General features: G+C 51.8%; 20 protein-coding genes. 8 read left to right on the forward strand and 12 right to left on the reverse strand.

The features are described 5' to 3' along the window. The first annotated feature begins 13 nt into the window (after positions 1-13). Positions 14-3,697, forward strand: a complete 3,684-nt coding sequence (gene metH, locus BLV87_RS14295) for a methionine synthase (protein WP_093069760.1) — start codon at positions 14-16, stop codon at positions 3,695-3,697. Positions 3,698-3,765: 68 nt separating this feature from the next. On the opposite strand, the gene BLV87_RS14300 is transcribed toward metH, so the two are convergent. Genes BLV87_RS14300 through BLV87_RS14310 form a run of 3 tightly spaced genes read right to left on the reverse strand, consistent with a single transcriptional unit; the run spans position 3,766 to position 5,473 of the window. Beyond that, positions 3,766-4,632: a restriction endonuclease gene (locus BLV87_RS14300; RefSeq protein WP_093069762.1), complete on the reverse strand. Its 867-nt coding sequence runs from the start codon at positions 4,630-4,632 to the stop codon at positions 3,766-3,768. Between the two features lie 59 nt (positions 4,633-4,691). Further along, positions 4,692-5,186 carry a PIN domain-containing protein gene (locus tag BLV87_RS14305; protein WP_093069763.1) on the reverse strand — a complete coding sequence of 165 codons (495 nt, stop codon included), beginning with the start codon at positions 5,184-5,186 and terminating at the stop codon, positions 4,692-4,694. Then, the gene (locus tag BLV87_RS14310) at positions 5,183-5,473 is read right to left on the reverse strand and encodes a UPF0175 family protein (RefSeq protein WP_093069765.1); all 291 of its coding nucleotides are present in this window, start codon (positions 5,471-5,473) and stop codon (positions 5,183-5,185) included. The genes BLV87_RS14305 and BLV87_RS14310 overlap by 4 nt, the downstream gene beginning before the upstream one ends. A gap of 133 nt (positions 5,474-5,606) precedes the next feature. Here BLV87_RS14310 and BLV87_RS14315 point away from each other — a divergent pair, with 133 nt between their 5' ends. Next, the gene (locus BLV87_RS14315; RefSeq protein WP_093069767.1) at positions 5,607-5,936 is read left to right on the forward strand and encodes a UPF0175 family protein; all 330 of its coding nucleotides are present in this window, start codon (positions 5,607-5,609) and stop codon (positions 5,934-5,936) included. 154 nt (positions 5,937-6,090) lie between these two features. Here the strand turns inward: BLV87_RS14315 and BLV87_RS14320 are convergent, their stop codons facing one another. The 6 genes from BLV87_RS14320 to trpD form a co-directional block, all read right to left on the reverse strand. Further along, the gene (locus BLV87_RS14320) at positions 6,091-8,718 is read right to left on the reverse strand and encodes a glycoside hydrolase family 9 protein (protein ID WP_093069768.1); all 2,628 of its coding nucleotides are present in this window, start codon (positions 8,716-8,718) and stop codon (positions 6,091-6,093) included. Positions 8,719-8,912: 194 nt separating this feature from the next. Beyond that, the gene (locus tag BLV87_RS14325) at positions 8,913-12,356 is read right to left on the reverse strand and encodes a pyruvate carboxylase (protein ID WP_093069770.1); all 3,444 of its coding nucleotides are present in this window, start codon (positions 12,354-12,356) and stop codon (positions 8,913-8,915) included. A 115-nt stretch (positions 12,357-12,471) separates the two neighbouring features. After that, on the reverse strand, positions 12,472-13,266 hold the full coding sequence (locus BLV87_RS14330) for a thymidylate synthase (RefSeq protein WP_093069772.1): 795 nt from the start codon (positions 13,264-13,266) through the stop codon (positions 12,472-12,474). Then, on the reverse strand, positions 13,263-14,048 hold the full coding sequence (lgt, locus tag BLV87_RS14335; RefSeq protein WP_093069773.1) for a prolipoprotein diacylglyceryl transferase: 786 nt from the start codon (positions 14,046-14,048) through the stop codon (positions 13,263-13,265). The genes BLV87_RS14330 and lgt overlap by 4 nt, the downstream gene beginning before the upstream one ends. 20 nt (positions 14,049-14,068) lie before the next feature. Then, positions 14,069-14,863: an indole-3-glycerol phosphate synthase TrpC gene (gene trpC, locus BLV87_RS14340; RefSeq protein ID WP_175517950.1), complete on the reverse strand. Its 795-nt coding sequence runs from the start codon at positions 14,861-14,863 to the stop codon at positions 14,069-14,071. After that, a complete protein-coding gene (gene trpD / locus BLV87_RS14345; RefSeq protein ID WP_093069776.1) occupies positions 14,863-15,885 on the reverse strand; it encodes an anthranilate phosphoribosyltransferase in 1,023 nt (340 codons plus the stop codon). The genes trpC and trpD overlap by 1 nt, the downstream gene beginning before the upstream one ends. Positions 15,886-15,972: 87 nt before the next feature. Here trpD and BLV87_RS14350 point away from each other — a divergent pair, with 87 nt between their 5' ends. Further along, positions 15,973-16,161 (forward strand): YgaP family membrane protein, encoded by a 189-nt coding sequence (locus BLV87_RS14350; RefSeq protein WP_093069778.1) that lies wholly within the window; start codon positions 15,973-15,975, stop codon positions 16,159-16,161. A 91-nt stretch (positions 16,162-16,252) separates the two neighbouring features. Further along, entirely contained in the window at positions 16,253-16,936 is a 684-nt protein-coding gene (locus tag BLV87_RS14355; RefSeq protein WP_093069780.1) for a hypothetical protein, read from the forward strand. Here the strand turns inward: BLV87_RS14355 and miaB are convergent. Beyond that, positions 16,933-18,297 (reverse strand): tRNA (N6-isopentenyl adenosine(37)-C2)-methylthiotransferase MiaB, encoded by a 1,365-nt coding sequence (gene miaB / locus BLV87_RS14360; protein WP_093069781.1) that lies wholly within the window; start codon positions 18,295-18,297, stop codon positions 16,933-16,935. The genes BLV87_RS14355 and miaB overlap by 4 nt on opposite strands. Positions 18,298-18,449: 152 nt before the next feature. On the opposite strand from miaB, the gene BLV87_RS14365 reads away from it, so the two are divergent. After that, the gene (locus tag BLV87_RS14365; protein WP_093069783.1) at positions 18,450-19,157 is read left to right on the forward strand and encodes an SH3 domain-containing protein; all 708 of its coding nucleotides are present in this window, start codon (positions 18,450-18,452) and stop codon (positions 19,155-19,157) included. Between the two features lie 45 nt (positions 19,158-19,202). Here BLV87_RS14365 and BLV87_RS14370 read toward each other — a convergent pair whose 3' ends face one another. Together BLV87_RS14370 and BLV87_RS14375 are read right to left on the reverse strand one after the other, a co-directional pair. After that, complete coding sequence (locus BLV87_RS14370) at positions 19,203-21,668, reverse strand: ABC transporter permease (protein ID WP_093069785.1); 2,466 nt, start codon at positions 21,666-21,668, stop codon at positions 19,203-19,205. Then, positions 21,665-22,336 (reverse strand): ABC transporter ATP-binding protein, encoded by a 672-nt coding sequence (locus BLV87_RS14375; RefSeq protein ID WP_093069787.1) that lies wholly within the window; start codon positions 22,334-22,336, stop codon positions 21,665-21,667. Before BLV87_RS14375 ends, BLV87_RS14370 begins: the two co-directional genes overlap by 4 nt. Positions 22,337-22,355: 19 nt before the next feature. On the opposite strand from BLV87_RS14375, the gene BLV87_RS14380 reads away from it, so the two are divergent. From BLV87_RS14380 to BLV87_RS19445, 3 genes are all read left to right on the forward strand, one after another. Continuing rightward, positions 22,356-23,006, forward strand: a complete 651-nt coding sequence (locus BLV87_RS14380) for an arylesterase (RefSeq protein WP_093069788.1) — start codon at positions 22,356-22,358, stop codon at positions 23,004-23,006. Positions 23,007-23,026: 20 nt separating this feature from the next. After that, positions 23,027-25,627: a DNA mismatch repair protein MutS gene (gene mutS / locus BLV87_RS14385; RefSeq protein WP_093069790.1), complete on the forward strand. Its 2,601-nt coding sequence runs from the start codon at positions 23,027-23,029 to the stop codon at positions 25,625-25,627. A 185-nt stretch (positions 25,628-25,812) separates the two neighbouring features. Further along, positions 25,813-25,971 carry a hypothetical protein gene (locus BLV87_RS19445; protein ID WP_175517813.1) on the forward strand — a complete coding sequence of 53 codons (159 nt, stop codon included), beginning with the start codon at positions 25,813-25,815 and terminating at the stop codon, positions 25,969-25,971. The last annotated feature ends 50 nt before the right edge of the window (positions 25,972-26,021 follow it).

Here is a 26,021-nt window from a genome sequence, read left to right on the forward strand (position 1 = left end):
TGATGATGTCACCATGAACCGTACAACCCAACTCCAGCAAGCCCTTGCCGAGCGCATCCTCATCCTTGACGGCGCGATGGGCACGATGATCCAACGCCACAAACTGGAAGAAGCCGATTATCGCGGCACCCGTTTTGCCACTTGGCACAAAGATGTCAAAGGCAATAACGACTTGCTGGTGTTGACCAAGCCGGAAGTGATTCGGGGCATCCACGCGCAATATATGGAGGTCGGGGCGGACATCCTCGAAACCTGCACCTTCAATGCCACCACGATTTCGATGCACGATTACGACATGCAAGACTTGTCGTATGAAATCAATGTGGCAGCGGCAAAACTGGCGCGTTCAGTCGCCGACGAATACAGCACACCCGACAAACCGCGCTTCGTCGCAGGCGTATTGGGGCCAACTAGCCGTACCTGTAGCATTTCCCCGGATGTGAACGACCCCGGTTTCCGCAACGTCACCTTCGATGCGCTGGTCACAGCCTACATGGAATCCACCCGTGGTCTGATTGAGGGCGGCGCGGATATTATCCTGATCGAAACCATTTTCGACACGCTCAATGCCAAGGCAGCCGTGTTTGCGGTCAAGCAAGTGTTTGAGGAAGACGGGATCGAACTGCCCATCATGATTTCCGGCACGATTACCGATGCGTCTGGGCGTACCCTTTCTGGGCAAACCACCGAAGCGTTCTACAATGCGCTGGCACATGCTGATGCAATTTCGTTTGGCTTGAACTGCGCTCTCGGCCCTGACTTGCTGCGTCAATATGTCGAAGAAATGTCCCGCGTGTGCGCTTCCCACGTTTCCGCGCACCCGAATGCGGGTTTGCCGAATGAAATGGGCGAATACGACATGGATGGCGCAGAAATGGCTGTGCACATCCGTGAATGGGCGCAAAGCGGTTTCCTGAATATCGTCGGCGGCTGCTGCGGCACCTCGCCTGCACACATCAAAGCCATTGCCGATGCTGTGGCAGGGATTGCGCCGCGCCAACTGCCAACGCTTGCCAAAGAATGCCGCCTTTCCGGTCTTGAACCGTTCAATATCGGCGCAAACAGCTTGTTTGTGAACGTGGGCGAACGCACCAACGTCACCGGCTCACTCAAATTTAAGCGGTTGATCAAAGAAGGCAATTACACCGAAGCCCTCGAAGTCGCCCTCGAACAAGTCGAAAGTGGCGCACAAATTATCGACGTGAACATGGACGAAGGCTTGTTGGATGCCGAAAAGGAAATGACGCGCTTCCTCAATTTGATCGCGTCTGAGCCGGACATTGCGCGTGTGCCGGTCATGGTCGACTCTTCTAAGTGGGAGGTCATCGAAGCGGGTTTGAAATGCATCCAAGGCAAGGGCATTGTTAACTCGATTTCGATGAAAGAAGGTGAAGCGAAATTCATCGCCCAAGCCAAGCTGGTACGCCGCTACGGGGCGGCAGTAATCGTGATGGCGTTTGATGAACAGGGGCAAGCGGATACGCAAGCACGGAAAATTGAAATCTGTTCACGCGCTTACAAGATTCTTACCGAACAAGTCGGCTTCCCACCCGAAGACATTATTTTTGACCCGAACATCTTCGCGGTCGCGACGGGTATCGACGAACACAATAATTACGCGGTGGACTTTATCGAAGCCACGCGCTGGATTCGCCAAAACCTGCCGCACGCGCACATTTCTGGCGGGGTTTCCAATGTGTCATTCTCGTTCCGGGGCAATAATCCGGTGCGCGAAGCCATCCACAGCGTGTTCCTTTACCATGCCATTAAAGCGGGCATGGATATGGGGATTGTGAATGCGGGGCAAATGGCGATTTACGACGATATTCCTACCGAATTGCGCGATGCGGTCGAAGACGTGATCCAGAACAAGGATGCAGGTGCGACCGAACGCTTGCTGGATATTGCTGCAAAATATAAAGGCGATGGCTCGACCGAAGTTAAGAAGGAAGACCTCGAATGGCGTTCATGGCCGGTCGAAAAACGCCTCGAACACGCACTGGTGAAAGGCATTGACGCCTTCGTCAACGAAGACACTGAAGAGGCACGGGTGAAATTCGGTCGCCCGCTGCTGGTGATCGAAGGCCCGTTAATGGACGGCATGAACGTGGTCGGTGATTTGTTTGGGGCAGGCAAAATGTTCCTGCCGCAAGTGGTCAAATCAGCCCGCGTGATGAAAAAATCGGTGGCATACCTCGACCCGTTCATGGAACTGGAAAAGGCCGGTTGCGAGGTGCAAGCCAACGGCAAAATCCTCATGGCGACGGTGAAAGGTGACGTGCATGACATCGGCAAGAACATCGTCGGCGTGGTGTTGCAGTGCAACAGCTACGAAGTCATCGACCTTGGCGTGATGGTTTCCGCTGAAAAAATCCTGCAAGTGGCGCGGGATGAGCAGGTGGACATTATCGGGCTGTCTGGTTTGATCACGCCGTCGCTGGATGAAATGGTGCATGTTGCCAAGGAAATGCAGCGGCAGGATTTCCATGTGCCGTTGCTGATTGGCGGGGCTACTACGTCCAAAATTCATACGGCGGTGAAGATCGAGCCGCAGTTTAAGAACGACATCGTGGTATATGTGCCAGATGCGTCGCGGGCGGTGGGTGTGGCAAGTGCACTGCTGTCCAAAGAGCAAAAACCGGATTACGTGGCGAGCATTCGGGCGGAATACGAGCAAGTGCGCGTGAAACGTGCGGCGAACCAGACTGAGCGCAAGTTGGTGAGCATTGCGGCGGCGCGGGCGAATAAGTTTCAGGTGGATTGGGCGAATTACACACCGCCAAAACCCAACACCCCTACTCCGCTTGTGTTCAACGATTATCCGTTGGCGGAATTGGTGGAGCGGATTGATTGGACACCGTTTTTCCGTAGTTGGGAATTGGCAGGTAAATTCCCGGCGATTCTGACGGATGAAGTCGTTGGCGAGGAATGCACCAAGTTGTATGCGGATGCGCAGGCGATGTTGCAGCAGATGGTGACGGAAAAGTGGGTGCAAGCTAAAGCGGTAGTTGGGTTCTTCCCTGCGAATGCGCAAGGCGATGACGTGGTGCTTTATACCGACGAGAGCCGCACCCAGACCTTGAGCGTGTTGCACAATTTGCGGATGCAGATGGAGCGTAACGGGCAACAGCCTAATTTCTGTCTGGGCGATTTCGTTGCACCTGTGGAATCCGGCAAGGCGGACTGGATGGGTGTGTTTGCGGTGAGTACGGGCTTTGGGATTGAGCCGCATTTGAAAGCCTTCCGCGAAAAGCACGACGATTACAGCGCGATTATGCTGGAAGCTTTGTGTGATCGTCTGGCGGAAGCCTTGGCAGAGCGGATGCACGAGCGGGTGCGCAAGGAATTCTGGGGTTATGCTGCGGATGAAACGCTGGATAATGACGCGATGATTGCCGAGAAATATCAGGGGATTCGCCCTGCCCCCGGCTACCCGGCTTGCCCTGACCACACCGAAAAAGGCACGTTGTGGACGTTGCTGGATGTGGAGGCGAATACGGGCATGATCATTACCGAATCGTTTGCGATGTATCCGGCGGCTTCAGTGTCAGGCTGGTATTTCAGCCACCCGGATTCGCGGTATTTCGGGATTGGGCGGATTGCGCGGGATCAGGTAGAGGATTATGCCAAGCGTAAGGGGATGACGTTGGCGGAAGCGGAGCGGTGGTTAGCTCCGGTGCTGGGGTATGAGGCGTAATTTTCAAACCGTTTAATGTGGTGTCGGGTAAAAAGCCCGACCCACAACTATCTGCATTGAGAACAGTATCACACTGTCTCGAACCAGCTCTCATCAATACTGACTTGTTCGACCAACACTGTTTTAACACCTAAACCTAATTCTTTGAGCTTGTCAGCCAGTTCCTCACCATCGACCAAATCAATGGGAGGAGCACCATCACGAGTTGCTTCTTTTACAGCAGCCGGGGTAAATGATCCAGTTGTGATAAATAGCCCTTTATCAGCCCGCCCCACCATTGCACCACGAAAATCACGAATTTCACTGGAAGATACTGATCCCTTGTAACGTTTGCATTGGAACAAGACATGGAAGCTCATAAATCCATTGATACGTGCTATTCCCTTGCCATCAATACCACCATCACCTGTTCGACCTGTGACTTCAACGTGAATAAACCCCGATTCACGTAAAATGCGTTGCGTTAGACGTTCAAAAGCAGCAGGGTCTAACTTTTGCATTAATGTCATAGATAATTTTTCACGCCACTGCTCACCCTCCGGTAATTCGCGAGGTGTTTCATGCAGCAAACGTTTTTTAGACAAATCAGGTTTTTCAGATTTATCTAAACTGCGAACAAATTTAACAATTTCATTAGAATCAATAACGTCAAGACTTTTGGCTTTTTCCGTAAGTGACCAAACGCCACGACTGGAGTTTTCTAGCAAATCAGACTTTTTAAGGTAAGTTCTCGCCCACGCCAATCTGTAACCGACTTCTGTCTGGCTACCTTTTTCGGCATCATGAAGCTGAGAAAGTACATCCTCAGAAAGACCTGCAATCTCAACTGTTTTGGCGTAAATTTCCTCAATTGATCCAGAGCCACCTAATGAGCGTAGTGCATTAAGAAGTGGGTTCATTAGTTGATCAAAAGTAGGTAATACAGTTTTAGTCACGCGCAAATCCTAAACAATATTGACAAAGCATAGCACGAATTAGTCATCAGAGATTCCTGTTAATGTTCTCCAACAATGTCTCGAACATGCATCACCAGCTCATCTGACAACCAGTATCCTTGCTCCCGCAAATCTTCCAACATCGGTACAACCGCCGGGATCAATCCCTGCTTCTTCGCACTGACCAACAAACCTGCCGTACCCGTCACAGGTAACCCCAACCGTTTTGCGGCTTTGCGTCCGGCATTGTCATCCAGCAACACAAATAGCGGTTCGCTGAGTGAGGCAGCGAGGCGTACAACTTGCTTTTCACCTTCATCCAGATACATTGTGACCAGATCAACGGCAAAGGGAACATTTTCCGGTTTACGTATCTGAATAAAGCTCTCCAGTGCCGCTTCCAGTGCAGCCGATTCAAAACCCGTCTTTGCCCATAATTCCCGCTGAATAACTGGAGGGATGAATACACCATCCGGTACGAGTTTTTGCAGTAAATCGAGTCGATTGAGCTTCGCCAACGCAATCAATGGCCCTGTGTTGCTGATAACGATCATAAGCCAATCTTCTCCAACGTTGCCAAATCCGACTGCAACTCCTGTAACACTTCATCAGCATCGTAGTTGAAGATACTGACTTTGTATCTACCACAAGTCATCAGGAAATCTACCCGTGACATACCAGCCAATTCCGCTGCCTTGCCAGAGGAAACTTTTCCCAGCTCGAACATTTTCAATGCAGCCATCAGCAAGATTTGCTGTTCCATTTCACGCGGAGTCAAATGAACAGCATCCTCAAAATGCGGTGGAGTTTTAAATTTGAATTCGTGCGCGACAGTGTTCATAAATAGGTATCCTATGGTACTGAGAGTTGAGTATACCATGCCCTAAACAAACTGAATGTCGTCAAAGGTTCTTGTGAATGCCCTTGAATGACACCATCATGCAAAATATACACCCTAAACACAGTATAACTTCATGCAAGTCATCGGTATCAAAGAACTCCAAACCAACCCCGGCAAGCTGACCAAAGCTTTTCAGGATAACGACTACCTGTTGATCACCAAACACGGTCAGCCACTAGGTCTTGCGCTACCCTTTGCTGAAGGCATCATGGAACAAGGTTTGTTGCCGTGGTTTGCCATCAAAGGCTTCCAAAGCGGGGATTTAAGCTTGGGGCAACTCAGCAAGGCACTCGGTAAAAACCAGCACGAAACCATCAAATTGTTAGAGCTGCTGGGCGTTCCGGTAGCAGATTATGATTTTGCCGAAGATTTGGCAGCGATTGAGAAGATGCTGGCAGCATGAAGGTTATTGTCAGTGATACTAGAAAGGCCATCACCCTAGCTTTAAACAACCTGAGATAGCCCGATCATTATTGGATCAGGCTATCCGTAACGGCTTCAGAATTTCCGACGAACTCTATCGACAAGTATCCACTGCCTATCAAGCTGGATAAACGTTACTGGCTGATAACGATCTGATCAAAATAGACGGTTCTCGCGTTAGCCTCGCCAAGTTGTAAGTTGACTCGTTTGAGCAAAGCTGGGTTACCCAGTTGTGCTCGAGTCAAGCTCACCGAAGTCCATTTATTGGCAGGAAGTTTAATGGTGGCATTGCCCATTTCTGTACCGTTGTCTTGAGTTTGGATGCTCACACGTAACGTTGTCGCAGCAGGCGCATACACCCAGAACGTTAATTTGGTGTTGCTGTTTGTGGTAATACCGCTGGCGTGACGCAATGATAACGCCCCCCAACCAAGAAGATCAGCACGGATAGAACGACTGCCAACTTTAACCGGGGTAGTATTGGCGAAATTGCGCGTTGCACTCCACGACCAGTCTGCCCAGTTGCTACCGATAACATCATTGTACAGTGTGATGGTGGCTGGCAGACATGCTGCTGTACGTATGCTGAGCTTATTACTTGCCGCAGAGGTATTCCCCGCAACATCACGGGCTCTTACGCTGAAGGTGTAATTAGTCCCGCACGTTAATTTGTTCAATGTTGTTTTAGTCCCCGTCAGACCTGTAGCAAGCAAGGTTTCTCCATTGTAAAGATCATAAGCTACCACCCCTACATTGTCAGTCGATGGATTCCAGCTCAACGAGACTCCTGTGGTACTAGGTGTGCTAGTGCTTATTAGATTTTTTGGAGCCGTAGGCAACTGCGTATCTGTTGCCGTCAGTGACATCAGTCTCGCCAGCAGTTGCACATAAGCTGCTTGGTAATAAATACCCGGTTCACTCAGTTCCCAAGAATTTTCTGGATAACCTGTGTTCCAGTCCCGGTAGGCTTTTTGGGATGGCTGATTGCTGATATTAAGCACAGAACCACTGTAAGACCGGTTAGGTCCTCCCACCAGATAGCCCGGTGCTGGGCCATTCGGAGAAGTCAGGGCATTATCCCAAATGGTATTGTCGCTAAACCAAGTGTGATAAATCTCGTTTGCTGATTTCTCTGCCCCATAGAGTCGCATATTACTTAGCATCGCTAAACCCAGTGGGTTGTTACCATGCAGCCAATGCAGATGTTGCGCAGCTAACTCCTTGTACGTGTTCGCATCAGCAGTATTGAGGTTGAAATTGGCAAAATCATGGTTGATGTTACCGACATTGGCTCTGACCATATTATGTCCCCAATGGTATTGGGCATCCGGTAAGTAGGCACGGTATAAGTCCGTACCACTGCGGTAGTCGGCAAGAGACATGACGCCGTTTTGACCACTCTTTTGGGTACGGATAGCGCTGGCTACGCTTGACGTTACACCACTCATGCCAGCGTAACGCAGCAGTGCAGCTTGCAACGGCTGGGTGTAAGGCCCCCACCAACCAGTGCTCATGGGTTCCATGCTACTATAACGACTTTCGATAAAGGTTCGGTATTCAGCTTTGCCAGTCGCTTGGTAGAGATAAATGGCAGCAATCAAGGCACTTTGGAGTTGACCCGCCTGACCCACATCGGCATCACCAGATTTTATATCGCCATCGTCGCAGGCAATTTCAAACTTACTGAAATTGGAAGTCGTAGTGCGTGCGCGTACCCAAGCAGACTCCGCGCGTAACAGGAGGTCGTTTGCATAACTGACTTGCGAGGCGATACCCACATATACCCGGCTGGCTGCTGCGAACATCGCACTGCCAGCCAATGTCGCGGAAGTGCATTCCGGCAGATAGTAACGTGGACGTGTGTCAATGCTAGGTGGTGATACGTCGTTATGATTGTCTACCCCAACCTTCAGAAATAATCCTCCATTACCAGTAGCATTTTGCATCCGCTTCAGAAATTCCAGCTCCCATTTTATTTCATCAAGCAAGTCACTTAGCCCATTGCCAGATTCTGGAATACCAAAATTATCACCAAAAGCAGTGGGGTTAGCCCGATAAGCATCCAGTAAATGCAACACTGCATTTTGGGCAAACGTGGTGTATTTGTTGGTATCCCCAGCATCCATCCAACCACCCGATAAATTGCGGGCGGAAGCAACATTACCCTTAGACCAGCGGCTAGTAGCAGAACGATCCTGACCCGCACGCTCATAGGCTGCTGCATCAGTCCATTTGGCATCAGCATAGGGAGCAACTTTAGCCATGTTCAAACGTTGGTAAAAAAATGTGCGTACTGCATGTTTCAGGACGTTGTTGTAGACACCCTTGCCTATTTCAAAGCGACCTGACCCCACCTTATTGCGCGTGTCAAAAATGTAGTAAGAACCCGGTGAAGTAACGCTGGAAAAATCGAAATACCAGCCCTTATCGCCTGACTGCGCATGAATTGTACCGTTACGCCAACTGGTCAATGTCCCTTTGTACACAACACTATTGTTAGACCAACTACGCACCTCGTATTGGTTCGCACCAGTACCCGGTACAAAAGATTCTGAAGCATTGGACCCAACGTGTGGGTCAACAACAGTCGCCACCTTGCGCATGTTGGGCAAATAGCCGAATTGATCATACTTAATATAGGGTGTGATGCTTGGTGGTGCGGCCAGCGCTACACTTTGCAATGCAACGAGCATAAAAAAGAATACGGTGATTCGTGTAACCAGCCAACGAATAGGAGAATCATGGTTAAATATAGACTTCATTCTCCATACTCCTCGTAAGAATGGATTATTACTTGGGGTTTAAGCGATATAGCCATTGTTTGTTGCCAACAATGATTTTGAAACTAATATAACATTATAATAATTTATTTGCATATATTATCAGCAAATTCACCAAGAAATCCCCCTCCTTCTGCCAGAGATGGAGAGGGTAAAGAAACGAAAAAACCTAAAATTTATTCGAATTCGACGACCAAATCACCCTGCTCGACTAACTCACCCGCCTGCAAGTGAACCTTCTTCACCTTACCCGCTTCTGGCGCAGTAATCGTCGTTTCCATCTTCATCGCCTCAATGACAAACAGCGGTGCATTCTGCTCCACTTCATCGCCCGCCTTGACCATGATGGCAGAGAGCTTACCCTGCAACGACGTACCGACTTCATTCGGGTCAACCGCTTTCCGATTGGTAGCACGAGTCGGCTTCACCGACAAATCACGGATTTGCACCGCCCGGATTTGCCCGTTGAAGTCAAACGTCACGCCACACATACCGTTCTCATCCGTCGGTGAACGATACAACAAGCGGATAATCAGTACCTTACCGCGCCCCAAATCAACCAGCACTTCCTCGTTCAGCTTGAGACCGTAGAAGAATAGCGAAGTCGGCAAATGGCTAATTTCGCCGTATTCCTGCTGATGCTTGTAAAAGTCGCGGAATACCGCCGGATACATGGTGAACGACAGGAAATCGAGGAACGTTTGCTCAGGGTCAAACTCTTGCTTAAATGCCTCAAATGCCGCATCCAAATCCACCGGCTTCAAGTGATCATTCGGGCGACCCGTGTACGGCTTCTCGCCTTTGAGGATAATGTCGCTCAACGTCTTAGGGAAACCGCCGGGCACTTGCCCCAATCCGCCTTTGAACAAGTCGATCACGGAATCAGGAAACGCCAAGGTGCGCCCACGTTCCATCACATCCTGCTCGGTCAAACCGTTGGAAGTCATGTAAATCGCCATATCGCCGACGACTTTGGACGACGGGGTAACTTTCACAATGTCACCAAACATGCGGTTGACAACAGCGTAGTTTTCCTTCACTTCCTCAAACTTGTGTTCCAAGCCCAGCGCAATTGCTTGCGGACGCAGGTTGGAATATTGACCACCCGGAATTTCGTGGTTGTACACTTCCGCCGTGCCTGCTTTCAAACCAGACTCAAACGGGTAGTACATTTCGCGTACATCTTCCCAATAATTGGCGTAAGCATTCAACGACTTGAGGTTGTACGGCTGTTCACGCGGCTGACCTTCCATCGCCGCAATCAACGAATTCAGGTTGACCTGCGAAGTCAGACCCGACATGGAACTCATGCAACCATCCACAATATCCACACCCGCCTCAATCGCTTTCAGCAAGGTAGCGGATTGAATCGAGGCGGTGTCATGCGTGTGCAAATGAATCGGAATACCAACCGTTTCTTTCAACGCGGTAATCAACGTCGTCGCCGCATACGGCTTCAACACACCGGCCATATCCTTGACCGCCAGCATGTGCGCACCGGCATCTTCCAACTGCTTCGCCAAATCCAGGTAATATTGCAGGTTGAACTTATTTACTGGGTCTTTGTTCAGCACATCGCCGGTATAGCAAATCGTGCCTTCCGCAATCCCGCCAGTACGTTCGCGCACGCACTGAATGGATTTGCGCATCCCTTCAATCCAGTTCAACGAATCAAAAATACGGAACACGTCGATACCGTTTTCCCATGACTTTTCAATGAAAGCTTCCACCACATTGTCGGGGTAGGCGGTATAACCCACCGCATTCGAGCCACGGAACAACATTTGGAACAAGATGTTAGGAATCGCTTCACGCAATTGCTTGAGACGATCCCAAGGGCATTCGTGCAAAAAGCGCATCGCCACATCAAACGTCGCTCCACCCCACAATTCCAACGAGAACAATTGCGGGTGATTCTTGGCAAAACCTTCAGCGATTTTCATCATATCGTCGGTACGCACACGGGTTGCCAGCAAGGACTGGTGCGCATCACGTAAGGTGGTATCGGTATAGAAAATATTAGGCTGGTCTTTCACCCATTGGCAGAATTTTTCTGCGCCCATCTCATCCAGCAAGTTTTTGCTGCCCTTCGGGTATGCGCCTAGCTTGTCGAAAGCGGGAATGATCGGCTTGCGGAAATGCTTGTTAGGGTCGACGTATTTCACGTCTGGGTTACCGTTGACGGTGACATTGCCGATGAATTTCAGCGTTTTTGTGCCACGGTCAAAGCGCAACGCGGTGTGGAACAGTTCCGGGTGGTTGTCGATGAACGTGACCGCACACTTGCCCGTGGTAAACACCTCATGTTGCAACACGTTTTCGAGGAAACCGATGTTGGTTTTCACCCCACGGATACGGAATTCCTGCAAAGCACGTAAGTTACGGTTAGCGGCACCTTCCAGCGTGCGTCCCCAGGTCGTCACTTTGACCAGCATGGAGTCGAAGAACGGCGATACTTTTGCACCGGGATAAGCCGCACCCGCATCCAGACGCACGCCGAAACCGCCACTGCTGCGGTACGCAATAATCGTACCGTAATCCGGTTTGAAACCGTTTTCAGGATCTTCCGTGGTGATGCGGCACTGTACTGCGTAACCGTTGCATTCGACTGACTCTTGTGAAGGAATACCGATTTCGGGGTCATCCAGTCGTGCTCCGCCTGCGATCAAAATCTGGCTACGCACAATGTCGATGCCGGTAATTTCTTCGGTGATGGTGTGTTCCACCTGCACACGCGGGTTCACTTCGATGAAGTAAATGCGCTCGTCTTTGTCGACCAGGAATTCAACGGTGCCCGCGCAGGAATAATCCACGTGGCGGGTAATTGCCAGCGCGTATTTATACAGATTTTCGCGGGTTTCATCTTTCAAACTGGTGCTGGGCGCAACTTCCACCACTTTCTGGAAGCGGCGTTGCACCGAGCAATCACGCTCGTACAAATGCACCAGATTACCGTGCGTATCACCCAAAATCTGGATTTCGATGTGCTTGGGTGAGTCGATGTACTTTTCGAGGAAAACGGTATTGTCGCCGAACGCTTTCAGGGCTTCGTTACGCGCATCGTGGTACGCACCTTCCAATTGCGACGGGTCACGCAAGACGCGCATTCCCCGCCCACCACCGCCTGCTGCGGCTTTCAGCATTAATGGATAGCCAATGCGGTCGGCTTCACGACGTGCGATGTCCACGGTATCCAGTGGTTCGCGGCTGTCTTCAATGACGGGCAAACCGGCAGTGATGGCGTTTTCTTTCGCGGCAACTTTGTCCCCTAAACGCTGCATCGCTTCAGGGGTAGGCCCCACAAAAATAATGCCTGCTTCGCGACAACGCTTGGCAAATTGCACGTTTTCAGACAAGAAGCCGTAACCGGGGTGAATCGCGTCAACATGGTGACGCTTGGCAGTTTCAATAATGGCTTCAATATCGAGGTAGGGTTTGAGCGGTTCGTCGTCTTTGCCGATCTGATAGGCTTCGTCAGCCTTGTAGCGGTGCGGTGAGAAACGGTCTTCGTAGGTGTAGATGGAAACCGTACACAGCTTGAGTTCGGCTGCTGCACGCAGGATACGGATCGCAATTTCGCCACGGTTGGCGACCAGAAGTTTCTTGATTGAGCGGGTCATGGAACTACCTTCGATAAGAGTGGAATGGGTTGCCATTAACGGTGGGCTAGGTGTGGAACTTGAGCGTATCCACACTATTATTATGCCAATAGTTTGCGTGAGTGGGCGGCGCTAGTCAAACCGCTATTGGTGCTTTAATCAGCGGATGGTGTTCGTAACCGACCAATTCAAAGTCGTCGTAGGTAAAAGCGAACAAATCGGTCACTGCGGGGTTCAATTTCATCTGCGGTAATGGGTACGGTTCGCGACTCAATTGCAGTTCCACTTGCTCCAAATGGTTGGAATACAAGTGTGCATCCCCCAGCGTGTGAATAAATTCGCCGGGTTGCAACCCCGTGACCTGCGCCACCATCATGGTCAATAATGCGTAGGAGGCAATATTGAACGGCACACCAAGGAAAATATCCGCACTGCGCTGGTACAACTGACAAGACAGCTTGCCTTCCGCCACATAAAACTGGAAAAAGGCATGGCACGGCGGTAGCGCCATATTATCCACATCCGCCACATTCCACGCGCTGACGATAATGCGGCGCGAATCGGGGTTGGTTTTCAATTGCTGGATAATTTGGGCAATTTGGTCAATATGCCGCCCGTCAGGGGTAGGCCAGTTGCGCCACTGATAGCCGTAAACCGGCCCCAGTTCACCGCTTTCATCCGCCCATTCATCCCAAATACTGACACTGTTTTCTTTCAAATAGCGAATGTTGGTATCGCCTTTGAGAAACCACAGCAACTCATGGATGATCGAGCGCAAATGCAACTTTTTGGTGGTGACGAGCGGAAACCCTGCACTCAAATCAAAACGCATCTGATAGCCGAATACCGATACCGTGCCCGTGCCCGTGCGGTCGGCTTTGACAACACCGTGATCACGCACATGGCGCATTAAATCGAGGTATTGCTTCATCCCTTAGCCTTCTTATACGCAAACCACATGAACAACAAACCGAGCAGAATCATCGGCACACTCAACACTTGCCCCTGCGTGACCCAACCCCACGCTACATAACCGAGTTGCGCATCCGGTTCACGCACAAATTCCACAATAATCCGCGCCATGCCGTAGCCGACAAGAAATAAGCCAGAAATTGCTCCCACCGGCGGCGAACGCTTCCGAAACCAATTCAGCACGAGGAATAGCACCAAACCTTCGAGGAATGCCTGATAAAGCTGTGAAGGATGCCGCACGATATTATCCACTTGTGGGAACACCATACCCCACGGCACATCCGTCGCTCTGCCCCACAATTCGCCATTGATGAAATTGCCGATACGCCCTGCACCCAAGCCAATCGGTACGAGTGGCGCTACAAAATCACTGACTTGAAAGAAATTCAGCTTCCAACGCCGCGCCAGCAAAAACATTGCCAGAATTACTCCCAGCAAACCGCCGTGGAAACTCATGCCGCCGTCCCAAATCTGAAATAACGACATCGGGTCAGACAAAAAACCTTTCAGGTTATAAAACAGCATGTAACCGATGCGACCACCGGCAACCACACCAATCGCCCCCCAGAACATCATGTCATCCACCCGATCCGGGTTCATGACACTGTTTGGTTCTTTGGAACGCATTTTGCCAATAAACAGAAAACCAAGGAAACCAATCACATACATCAACCCGTACCAATGCACTTGCAAAGGGCCAAGTGCTATCGCCACGGGGTCAAATTGAGGGTGTACCAACATGGGTTATCTCTACTTGCTTGCTAGAAAAATAAGTTATGGAGTTCTGTACCGGGGTCATCTGCCCGCATAAAGGCTTCGCCGACCAGAAACGCATTGACACCATGATCGCGCATCAGCTTGACATCAGCAGGCGCGTGAATGCTGCTTTCTGTGACCAGCAACACGTCTTGCGGTACATCGGGTAGCAGCTCAATGGTAGTTTGCAGGGATGTCTCAAAAGTACGCAAATTGCGGTTATTGATGCCGATCAGTGGCGCATTGAGACGCAAGGCACGCCCAAGTTCATCCTTGTCATGCACTTCAATCAGCGCATCCATGCCCAGTTCCATTGCCAGCGCGTACAGATCCGTCATCTGTGCGTCAGCCAATGCTGCCACGATCAGCAAGATGCAATCTGCGCCGATGGCACGCGCTTCGTATACCTGATAACGATCAACGATGAAATCTTTACGAATAACGGGCAGTTGGCACGCCGCACGTGCTGCTTGCAAATAACTTTCGCTGCCTTGAAAGTATTGCGCATCGGTCAACACCGACAAACACGCCGCACCGCCGCGCTCGTAACTCGCCGCAATCGCAGGCGGATCGAAATCCGCACGAATCAGCCCTTTGCTCGGAGATGCCTTTTTAATTTCCGCAATCACCGCCGATTCACCTGCTGCAATCCGGCGACGCATAGCCTGCTCGAAACCCCGCACCGGTGAAGCGTGCACCACATCTGCCTGTAATTGCGCCAGACTACGCACCGCAGAACGTGCCGCGATTTCTTCCTGCTTAGTACGCAGGATTTTTTTCAAAATATCAGGGGTACTCATCAGGCATCAAAACTGTTGGTTAGGTCAATCAATTGCTGCAAACGCACAACGGCTGCACCGGAATCCAGCACTTGCTGGGCTTTAGCAACACCAGCGGCATGGCTATCCGCCAGACCTGCCACATAAATTGCCGCACCCGCATTCAAGCACACAATGTCACGCGCTGTGCCTTGTTCACCAGCGAACACGCGCTGAATCAATCGCAAACTTTCTTGCGCCGTTTCCACCCGCACACTGTCGAGGCTGGACTGCTGCACACCCATATCTTCAGGTTGGATGGTGTATTCGGTGATCACCCCATCCTTCAACTCCGCCACGAAGGTAAGCGCAGCAGTGCTGATTTCATCCAAACCGTCGGCGGCGTGTACTACCATCACATGCTTGCTGCCCAAGTTTTTCAGCACTTCCGCCATTGGGCGCACCCAATGTTGATCGAATACGCCCAACACTTGATTGGGGGCATTCGCTGGATTCGACATCGGCCCCAACAAGTTGAATATAGTGCGAACACCCAACTCGCGACGGGGCGCACTAGCGTGCCCCATCGCACCATGATGTTTTTGTGCAAACAAGAACCCCACGCCCAAGGTGTTAATGCAATGTGCCACCTGTTCAGGCGTAATGTTGAGGTTCACGCCCGCTGCTTCCAGCACATCCGCACTGCCGGATTTGCTGGAAATCGAACGGTTGCCATGCTTAGCGACTCGCGCCCCCGCTGCGGCGGCAACAAACGCACTCGCGGTGGAAATATTAAACGTGCCAGAGGAATCTCCCCCCGTACCACAGGTATCCACCAGATGCTCCGGCGACACCTCAACGCGCGTCGCTAATTCGCGCATCACGCTGGCAGCCGCACTGATTTCGGTAACGGTTTCGCCACGCATCCGTAAACCGATCAGAAACCCGCCGATTTGTGCGGGAGTCGCCTGACCTGTCATGATGGTACGCATCGCATCTGTCATTTCTTCGGTGGAAAATGAACCGTTTTCCGTGATCTTACGTATATATTTTTGCAATTCCATGAAATCTGCTTGATTCTTGCTAAGATAAGGATGGATGAATGCTAACATGAAACAGTCTTTTGTGTTCACTACTGAAAGAGGTGCCTTATGGAAAAGAACGTTGGCAGCATGGATAGAAATATCCGTTTCGGGGCAGGCGCTGTTCTGCTGATTTGGGGTTTAGTGTTCAAGGGTGGTTTCCTACTGATCCTGATTGGGATTGCACTGTTAGCCACTGGCTATCTGAACTTCTGCCCAGCTTATAAATTGATTGGCATGAATACCGATAAGAAATAAGTCGATTTCTACTGCGCTGGCTAGCGTCATTTGCCGCTAGCTGGTCAGTGTGCGATATTCGCTACCATTTTTAGAATGGATAGTTTGCACCATGATCATCAAACCCAGTGAACATCCCGGTTCACACGAGCGTCATTTACTCCGCAAAGCCAGCAATCCGCTGTTCCCCAACGCCCCCACGCTGGACGATGACAACCTCATCGACGCACAACGGCTGGATCACGAAGCCCTACAAACTTTCAACACCGAATTCCGCGCTTTGTTGGAAAAAACCACTTCACTAACGGGTAATGTTGAAAGCGAGGTGATTTTGCAGCTCAAGGATCGGCTGGATCGGGCGTATGAAACCGCCTCTAGCATTGGTGGCAATACCACTGCCATGAAAGGAGCGATTCGCAAATTGCTGGGCTTTATGATGGCGAGCGTGCGCCGTGGTGCAGGCAATGATGCGCACGCACACCTAGAGCTTGATCAGGAAGAAACGGCGCGTGAAGCCCATTTTGCCTTGCTGGATGCGTCATTAGTGGCAGATTTGTTACACCCCGAATCCCCGATTCACCCCGATGAACTCGTGCCTACCTTACTGTCTGCCGACAAGGATGAGCTGCAATTAGCCCTGCAAATGTTCGACGAAGTACAACTGCTGGCGATTTTAAGCCAAGGTGCAGCACTGCTGGAACAATTACAGGGCGAAGGCGTGAATGTCAGTCTTCCGCAGGAAAAACTGGCATTTATACAAGGGTATGCGGAATTTGCGGGCGGATTGTCGCCCTAAGCAACCGCTTCCATCACCATCCGCCCAACCTCACTTTCCACCGCGACGATTTCGCCGCGCAAGGAATTCGGTTGGGCTTCGGTGATGCGCACATCCACAAACCGACCAATCAAGTTCGGCTGCCCATCGAAATTCACCACGCGATTATTCTCAGTACGCCCCGCCATTTGCTCATGCTTGCGGGAAGGCCGCTCCACCAATACCCGTTGCACCGTGCCGACCATTGCCGCGCTGATCGCGTTAGCTTGCGCCAGAATGCGGGTTTGCAAGTGTTGCAAGCGGTCTTTTTTCACCGATTGCGGCACATCATCCGGCAAGCTCGCAGCGGGTGTGCCGGGGCGTTGGCTGTAGATAAAGCTGAAACTCAGGTCGAAGTTCATCTCTGCAATCAGCTTCATAGTATCGGCAAAATCCTGCTCGGTTTCACCTGGGAAGCCGATAATAAAGTCGGATGACAGGCTCAAATCGGGGCGAATCTTGCGTAATTTGCGAATTTTAGCTTTGTATTCAATTGCCATGTGATTGCGCTTCATCGCCATCAAAATCCGGTCAGAACCGCTTTGCACGGGCAAGTGTAAATGGCTGACTAACTCCGGCACATCCGCGTACACCTCAATCAAACTATCGTTGAATTCATTAGGGTGTGAGGTGGTGTAACGGATGCGATCAATTCCATCGACCGCTGCCACGAAAGTAATCAAGGTCGCTAAATCAGCAATTGAGCCGTCGTGCATTTTGCCGCGATACGCATTCACGTTTTGCCCCAACAAATTGACTTCGCGCACCCCTTGCGTCGCGAGTTGCGCCACTTCGGTAATCACATCATCAAAGGGGCGCGAAATTTCTTCACCACGGGTGTAAGGCACCACACAGAAGGTGCAATATTTACTGCAACCCTCCATCACCGACACAAACGCAGTCGGGCCTTCAGCACGCGGTTCTGGCAAGTTGTCGAATTTTTCGATTTCGGGGAAAGAAATATCCACCACCGCATGGTGTTCGGTGCGTACTTGGCGAATCATGTCCGGCAAGCGGTGCAAGGTTTGCGGGCCAAATACCACATCCACCACCGGTGCACGTTGGCGTAAGGCTTCACCCTCTTGACTCGCCACGCAACCGCCGACACCAATCACAATGTGCGGATTTTTATCTTTAAGCTTTTTCCAGCGCCCCAATTGCGAGAACACTTTTTCCTGCGCTTTTTCGCGGATTGAACAGGTATTCATCAGCAGCACATCAGCTTCTGCGGGGTTATCAGTGAGTTCCATGCCCTGCGCATGATGCAACACGTCCAGCATCTTGGCTGAATCGTACTCGTTCATTTGACATCCGTGGGTTTCGATAAAAATTTTGCCTGCCATTGTGTCCGTTCTATCCGTCGTGAAAGCGTGGGGAAACGCGCTATTATCCGCGCTCTGTTGAATGCAAACAACTTTTCGCGAAAACAGACTAAAATTGTGGGTGTAATGCCCGCGAGGGGCACTTTAATGAATAGAAATCGTAGGAATACACCATGAAAACAGCTTCATTCTTTTCAGCATTGGCCTTAGCGCTGGCACTCAGCGTTTCCAGCGTGCAGGCGGCAACGGATGTGCACGTGGTCACCGGCGTGAAAGCAGGCGAATTCTTAAACATGCGGGCTGATGCTGGCACTAATAACAGCGTTATCGGTCGCATCCCACACAATGGTCAAGGCATTGTGACCACGGGTGAAGAGAAAAAAGTCGGTAGCACCGTCTGGGCAAAAATTTACTGGAAAGGCGTCGGTGGCTGGGTCAACAAACGTTATTTATTGCCAGAAGATCAAGCAGCGAGTGCACCACCCGCACCAACGCCAGCGCCCGCTGCACCACCGGCGGTTATTGTACCACCGATCAAAGTTCCGTCTACTGTCACGCCACCGCCCGCTAAAGCTGCCAGCAGTACCTTGATGTGCAGTGGCACCGAACCCTTCTGGAACATCAACGTGACCGATACCCGTTTAAGCGTGAATATGATAGATGGCCCACAGTACAGTGTTCCCGTTACCTTCCGTCAGACGTCTGCGAATAACGCGACAATCGCAGTCATCGCGGGCGTTGCAGGCACGAACAATACCCAAGCCTTTATGCAAAAAGTCAGTAGTTGCAGCGATGGCATGTCGGATACGAATTACCCGTATGCCATCACAGCGGTATTGAATAACCAGCGTGTGGTATCCGGCTGCTGCCGAGTGCAGTGAACACCCATGCCCCTCGCTGAAAAGTGAGGGGCATAATGGAGCGCTTTACGCTTTCAGCAACGACAACGGCAACACCTGCAATAACCCACGCAAATTCCAATAACCCGCCACCCCGACCAGCATACTGCCCAGCAATGTACCCATCAATAATGGCAACAGATTCAAATGCATGTCCAGATCAAACAGGTAATAAGCCAACACATTTCCCGCTGTTAACGCCAATAATCCCGCCAATGCCCCGGCTAATGCCCCCAACAACAGGAACTCACCCCAAATCCGCCGCTGCAATAATGCCTGCCCAGCCCCCAGTGATTTAAGAATAGCCAATTCGCGCCGTCGCTCCGCCTTTTGCGACTGCAACGCCGCAATCAACACCACCACACCCGCAATCAAGGTGAATACAAAAATCCCCTGCACCGCAAGACTGACCTGCTCCACCAAAGAACGTACTTCATTCACAATCGCCCCCACATCAATCGCGGTAACGCTAGGAAATTGGCGAATCAGCGCCGTCACCAGTGGCTTTTTATCACCCAAATGAATGCTGGTAATCAAGGTTTGCGGCATCGTTGTCACACTACCTGGTGCAGCAATCACAAAGAAATTGGGTTGCATACTGTCCCAGCGCACTTCGCGCACACTGGTCACAGTATCGCTCAACCGCTGCCCCGCAATATCAAACGTCAGCTTATCGCCCATGCCAAACTGTAAGGTTTCGCCAATCCCCTGCTCAATCGACAAGCCGCTTTGCTTGCCATCAAACCACTGACCTTCCAGCAACGCATTGCTGGCAGGAAAAGTAGTAAATGACGACAGGTTAAACTCACGTTCTAGTAAACGTTGCGCCCGCTGCTCCTCATAATCTTCCGGCTTCACCGGCTTATCATTGATTGCCACCAAACGCCCGCGAATCATGGGATACAGCGTCGCCTTCACGCCGTGTTCGCTGAAAAAACCTTGTAACGGTGCGGCTTCAGCCGGTTGAATATTAATCAAGAAATGATCGGGCGCATCCGCAGGCAAGGTTTCCTGCCACCGATCCAATAAATCAGTACGCACCGTTGTCAGTAACAATAACGCAAACAAGCCCGTTGCAAACACCACCACCAGCAACACCGCCCGCTGTGACCGCCCCAAGGCAGGCAACCACCCGCCCCCAACACGCTTGCCCAAATGCTGTGCCAGCCGTAACGCTGCCCCTGCCAATACCCAAAACAAACCAATCCCAACGACCAGCCCTACCAATAACAACCCCGCCAGTTTCACATCACGCGCTTGCAGCCACAGCAAACCAAACACCGCCAACACCACACACCCCACCACCAACCACAACGATTGCTGTGGGCGTTGCAATGCCCCCTGCAAAATTTGCATCGGCGACGTATTCACTAAGCGTAATAACGGCGGCAAGGCAAACCCCAGCAATAGCACCACCGCCGTCAACAAGCCATTCAGCGCAGGCATCATGCTTGGCGCAGGCAAATCCTTACCCACAAAACGGCTCAACCATTCCGCCAAACCCAACTGCAACACCAAACCTAACACCAAACCTAACACCACACCGATAGCCGCCGCCAGCAACGCAGTCAACAGCAGCGAAAACGCATGATCCAGCAGCACTTGCCGCCGTGACATCCCCATCGCTTTTAACACCGCCACCGCTGGCAATTCGCGCCGCATCAAACTCGCCGACGTCAGCACCACTGCCGCACCCGCCAATACCACGCTCAATAATGCCGCCAACCCCAGAAAACGCCCCGAACGTTGCAAGGTTTGCTGCACCGATGATAAATCTTCATCCAAGGTACGCACCCGCTCCGTCGACTTTAACTGCGGCTCCAGTTCCTGCTGCAACTGCTTAATCAGTTTGACTTGCCCTGCAAACAACTGGTTGAAACGCGCCCGACTGGCAGGTGACAGCAATTCTGTGGCGGGCAAATCGTCCACATTCATCAACACCACCGGCGCAAGCTGGAATAAATTGCTGCTACGGTCAGGCTCTTGGGTCAATACGCGCGTGAGTTTAAACGTGCTACGCCCCAGCGTCACCCTTGCACCCGCTTGCACCTCCAGTTCGGCGAACAAACGGGCTTCTGCCCAAATTTCCCCACGTGCCGGAATTTGCCCGGTGGATAGCACTTCCACAGCATCCGGCGCAGCGGCTGTTTTTAAATCACCCCGCAACGGGTAAGCGCTGGAAACCGCTTTCAATTGGGTCAGTTGTAACTTGTCACTGATGGAAGCCATGCTAGGGAAACTCACGGTTTCTGCCGTTTCCAACCCTAAGGCTTGTGCCCGTTGCACATAAGCTTTGTCTAAGGGGCGTGCTGACGTTAGCACCAAATCACCGCCCAACAACTGCCGGGCTTGCGCTTGCATGGCATTTTCCACGCGACTGCTGAAAAAACCGACGGAAGTCACCACCGTGACCGACACAATCAATGCCAGCAGCAACAACCGCAATTCCGGCATCCGCCAGCGTTGTTGCCAATGCCTGAACAGCAAACTCATACCAACGCCCCTTCGACCAACCGATAATGCTGTTGGCAACGTGCCGCCAGCGTTTCATCATGTGTCACTAGCACCAAAGTAGTTTGCAACTGTGCTTGCAAGGTAAACAGCAGATCACTGATTTCCTTACCAGTTTCCCGATCCAAATTGCCCGTTGGTTCATCGGCAAACAGCACTTGCGGGCGTGTCACAAACGCCCGCGCCAACGCTACCCGCTGTTGCTCACCACCGGAAAGCTGATTCGGGTAATGGCTCAAACGTTCCGCCAGCCCCACTTGTTGCAAGGCTTCCGTTGCGAGACGAGTACGGTCAGTCCCCGACGCCCCCAACTCCAAAGGCAACATCACATTTTCCAGTGCCGTCAGATTTTCCAGCAAATGGAAGGATTGGAACACAAACCCGACTCGCCCCAAACGCAATGCCGCCCGCTGGTCTTCATCCAAACCCTCAAGGTTTTGCCCAAACAACGTCACCGTACCACTGGTCGGCAAGTCCAAGCCCGCCAATAAACCTAACAAGGTGCTTTTACCCGACCCCGACAACCCAGTAATCGCCACCGACTCCCCAATGTCAATAGCGAGACTCACGCCCCGGAGAATTTGCAATTCACGCCCAGCTTGGGGGATAGTTTTGACCAAATGAGTGGTCTGAATAACTGTTTTGTTCATGTTCTGAAGGAATCCGTTGATGTTGCGCACACTTTACCTGATCTTTTGCCTACTGGGCTTTTTACCAGTCACGACTGTGGTTATGGCGAATGAGACACCTCCCGCTGCTAGGGATTCCCCAACCCTCTTAATTTGGGGTGATAGCTTGAGCGCCGCTTATGGGATTCCGGTCGAAAAAGGCTGGGTAAACCTGTTACAAGAGAAGCTGGAAGATAAATACCGCGTGGTTAACGGCAGCATCAGCGGTGAAACCAGTGCAGGCGGCCTGACCCGCTTGCCCGATGCCATTAAAACACACCAACCCGCTTATCTGTTACTGGAGCTGGGAGCAAATGACGGGTTACGTGGTATTGACTTGCCGACCATGCGCAGCAATCTGGAACAAATGGTGAAACTGGCACAGGAAGCCAAGGCACAAGTAATACTGATCGGCATTAAGCTACCGCCGAATTATGGCACAACTTTCACTGACAAATTTGAAGCCATCTATGCAGAACTAGCCAAACAATACGCGCTGCCAATCGTGCCATTTTTGCTTGAGGGCGTAGCAGAAGATTGGGATTTGATGCAAGCAGATGGTTTGCACCCCACCGCAGAAGCGCAGCCGCAGGTGTTGGAGAATGTTTGGAAGGTACTAAAGGACATAATACTGCTAAACTCTCCGGCTTGATCCAGCAGCCCCAACGAGCCATGAGCAAAGAACCGCAACACACTCCCATGATGCAACAATACTTCCGAATCAAAGCGGAATACCCCGACATCCTCCTGTTTTACCGCATGGGCGATTTCTACGAACTGTTCATGGACGACGCCAAAAAAGCCGCCGCGCTGCTCGACATCACCCTCACCGCTCGCGGCGCAACAGCGGGCGAACCGATTCCAATGGCTGGCGTTCCCTACCACGCGGTTGAACAATACCTCGCAAAACTCCTCAAAGTCGGCGAATCCGTCGCCATTTGCGAACAAATCGGCGACCCCGCCAAATCCAAAGGCCCGGTCGAGCGCAAAATCACCCGCCTGCTGACCCCGGGCACTGTCACCGACGACTACCTCCTCGACGACCGCCGCGACAACCTGCTAGTAGCGATTCATAGACTCCCTGCCCCCCTTGCGGGGGAAGGGTCAGGGAAGGGGGGTTCTTCTTACGGCATCGCCGCCATCGACCTCAGCACCGGACGCTTCACCGTCCAGGAAGCCGATTCCGACACCACCCTGCACAACGAAATCGAACGCCTGCAACCCGCTGAAATCCTCCACGACGAAGACTGGAAACCCGCCTTCGCCCGCAACCGCATTTCTACCCCGCGTCCGCAATGGCACTTCGACCTCGACACCGCCAAACGCCTGCTCCTACGCCAATTTGGGGTACACGATCTCAACGGTTTCGGCTGCAATCACCTGCCACTCGCGATTGCCGCTGCGGGCGCATTACTCAATTACGTGCAAGAAACCCAGCGTACTGCCCTGCCCCACATCAACAGCCTCACTGTGGAACTCAGCGACGAAGGCATCATTCTCGACGCTGCCAGCCGCCGCAATCTGGAACTCGAATACAGCATCAGCGGTGAACACAAAAACACCCTGATTTCAGTGATCGACAAAACCGCCACCAGCATGGGCAGCCGCCTGCTACGCCGCTGGCTCAACAAACCGCTGCGTGACCGTTTCACCCTGCGCAATCGCCAGCAAGCCGTCGGCGCATTGCTCGACCAATACCGCTACGAAACCCTGCTGGAAACCTTACGCGGCATCGGCGACATCGAACGCATCGCCAGCCGCATCGCACTGGGTTCTGCTCGCCCCCGTGACCTTTCCACCTTGCGCGGTTCCTTGCATGTATTGCCACGCATTCACGGCCTGATTAGCACGATCGACAACCCGCACATCCAGCAATTACAAACCAACATCGACTTACACGAGGAACTGCGCTACCTGCTCGACAGTGCCATCATCGACAACCCGCCCGTGGTGATCCGCGACGGCGGCGTAATCGCCCCAGGTTTCGATGCCGAACTTGATGAATTGCGCAACTTAAGTGAAAACGCCGACCAATACCTGCTGGATCTCGAAGCCCGCGAAAAAGTCCGCACCGGCATCAACAACCTCAAAGTTGCCTACAACCGCGTCCACGGCTATTACGTCGAAATTCCGCAAAGCCAATTGAGCCGCATCCCTGCCGACTATATTCGCCGCCAAACCCTTAAGGGAGTGGAACGCTTCATTCTGCCCGAACTGAAAAAGTTTGAAGACAAGGTGCTCTCCGCCCGCGAACGTGCGCTTGCCCGCGAAAAAGCGATTTATGACAACCTGTTAGGCGACTTATTGGAGCACTTAAATCCCATCCGCAACAGTGCACAAGCCATCGCCGAACTGGATGTATTAAGCAATTTTGCTGAACGCGCCAACACCTTAAATTACAACTGCCCCGCCCTGGTGGATGGTGCAGGCATCCAAATCGAAGCTGGACGGCATCCAGTCGTGGAACGCACCCTCGACAACCCCTTCGTGCCGAATGATTTGTACATGGATTCGCGCCGCCGTATGTTAATGATCACCGGCCCCAATATGGGCGGAAAATCCACCTACATGCGCCAAATCGCCCTCATTGTCTTGCTGGCACACATCGGCAGCTACGTCCCCGCGCAAACCGCCCGTCTTGGCAATATCGACCGTATTTTCACCCGCATCGGCGCACACGACGACTTAAGCACCGGGCGTTCCACCTTCATGGTAGAAATGACCGAAGCCGCCAATATCCTCAACAACGCCACCGCCCACAGTCTAGTACTAATGGACGAAATCGGACGCGGAACCAGCACATTCGATGGCCTGTCACTGGCTTGGGCGTTTGCGGAATACCTCGCGCGGGATCGCAAGGCTTTCACCCTGTTCGCTACCCACTACTTCGAGCTGACGGTATTGCCCGAACAAATCAGCACCATCGTCAACGTCCACATTGATGCGATAGAACATGGCGACAAGATCGTATTTTTACACGCGGTGAAAGATGGCCCAGCCAACCAAAGCTACGGCTTACAAGTGGCGCAATTGGCCGGTGTCCCCAAAAGCATTATCGCCCAAGCCAAAAAGAAACTGGTGTCGTTAGAAAAACACAGTCAGCAAGCCCCACAACCCGGACAAACCTTGCCGCTGATGTTTGGCACACCCACCGAACCGAAAGATGAAATTGCCGAAAAAGTGAAAGCGGCTTTAGCCGCCGTAGACCCGGATGAACTCACCCCGCGCCAAGCGTTAGACGAGTTATATCGGTTGAGGAAGTTGTTGTCGTAAAAATGAAGAGGGCGTATGCAATACGCCCCTACAGGGAATTTGGGTAGGGGCGTATTGCATACGCCCTATACGCATCAACTTTAAGCCCTCCATTCCCTAACTTGCTGTAATCTCATCCAATTATTAGGTTTTTTCCTCCGTTTGTTTTGTCGGCAAGCGGTTGAAGAAGCGAAGAGTTTTGCCAGTTGCTTGAGGCATTTTATCAAGCTGCGTCGCTCAGCGATGCAGGCGGCAAGATGGGAAGCCTGTTCCTGAATGGCTTGAACACCTTTGGTGAGGCTGCGCTGGGGTATTTCCCACAATCCGGTGAGCATGATCCAGTGTTGGATGAGGATAATCAGTAATTTGACGTAGATTTCACACAAAATTCGCCATACGTTGGCACTTCTGGAAA

The organism is Thiothrix caldifontis, from assembly GCF_900107695.1.
GTDB classification, from domain to species: domain Bacteria; phylum Pseudomonadota; class Gammaproteobacteria; order Thiotrichales; family Thiotrichaceae; genus Thiothrix; species Thiothrix caldifontis.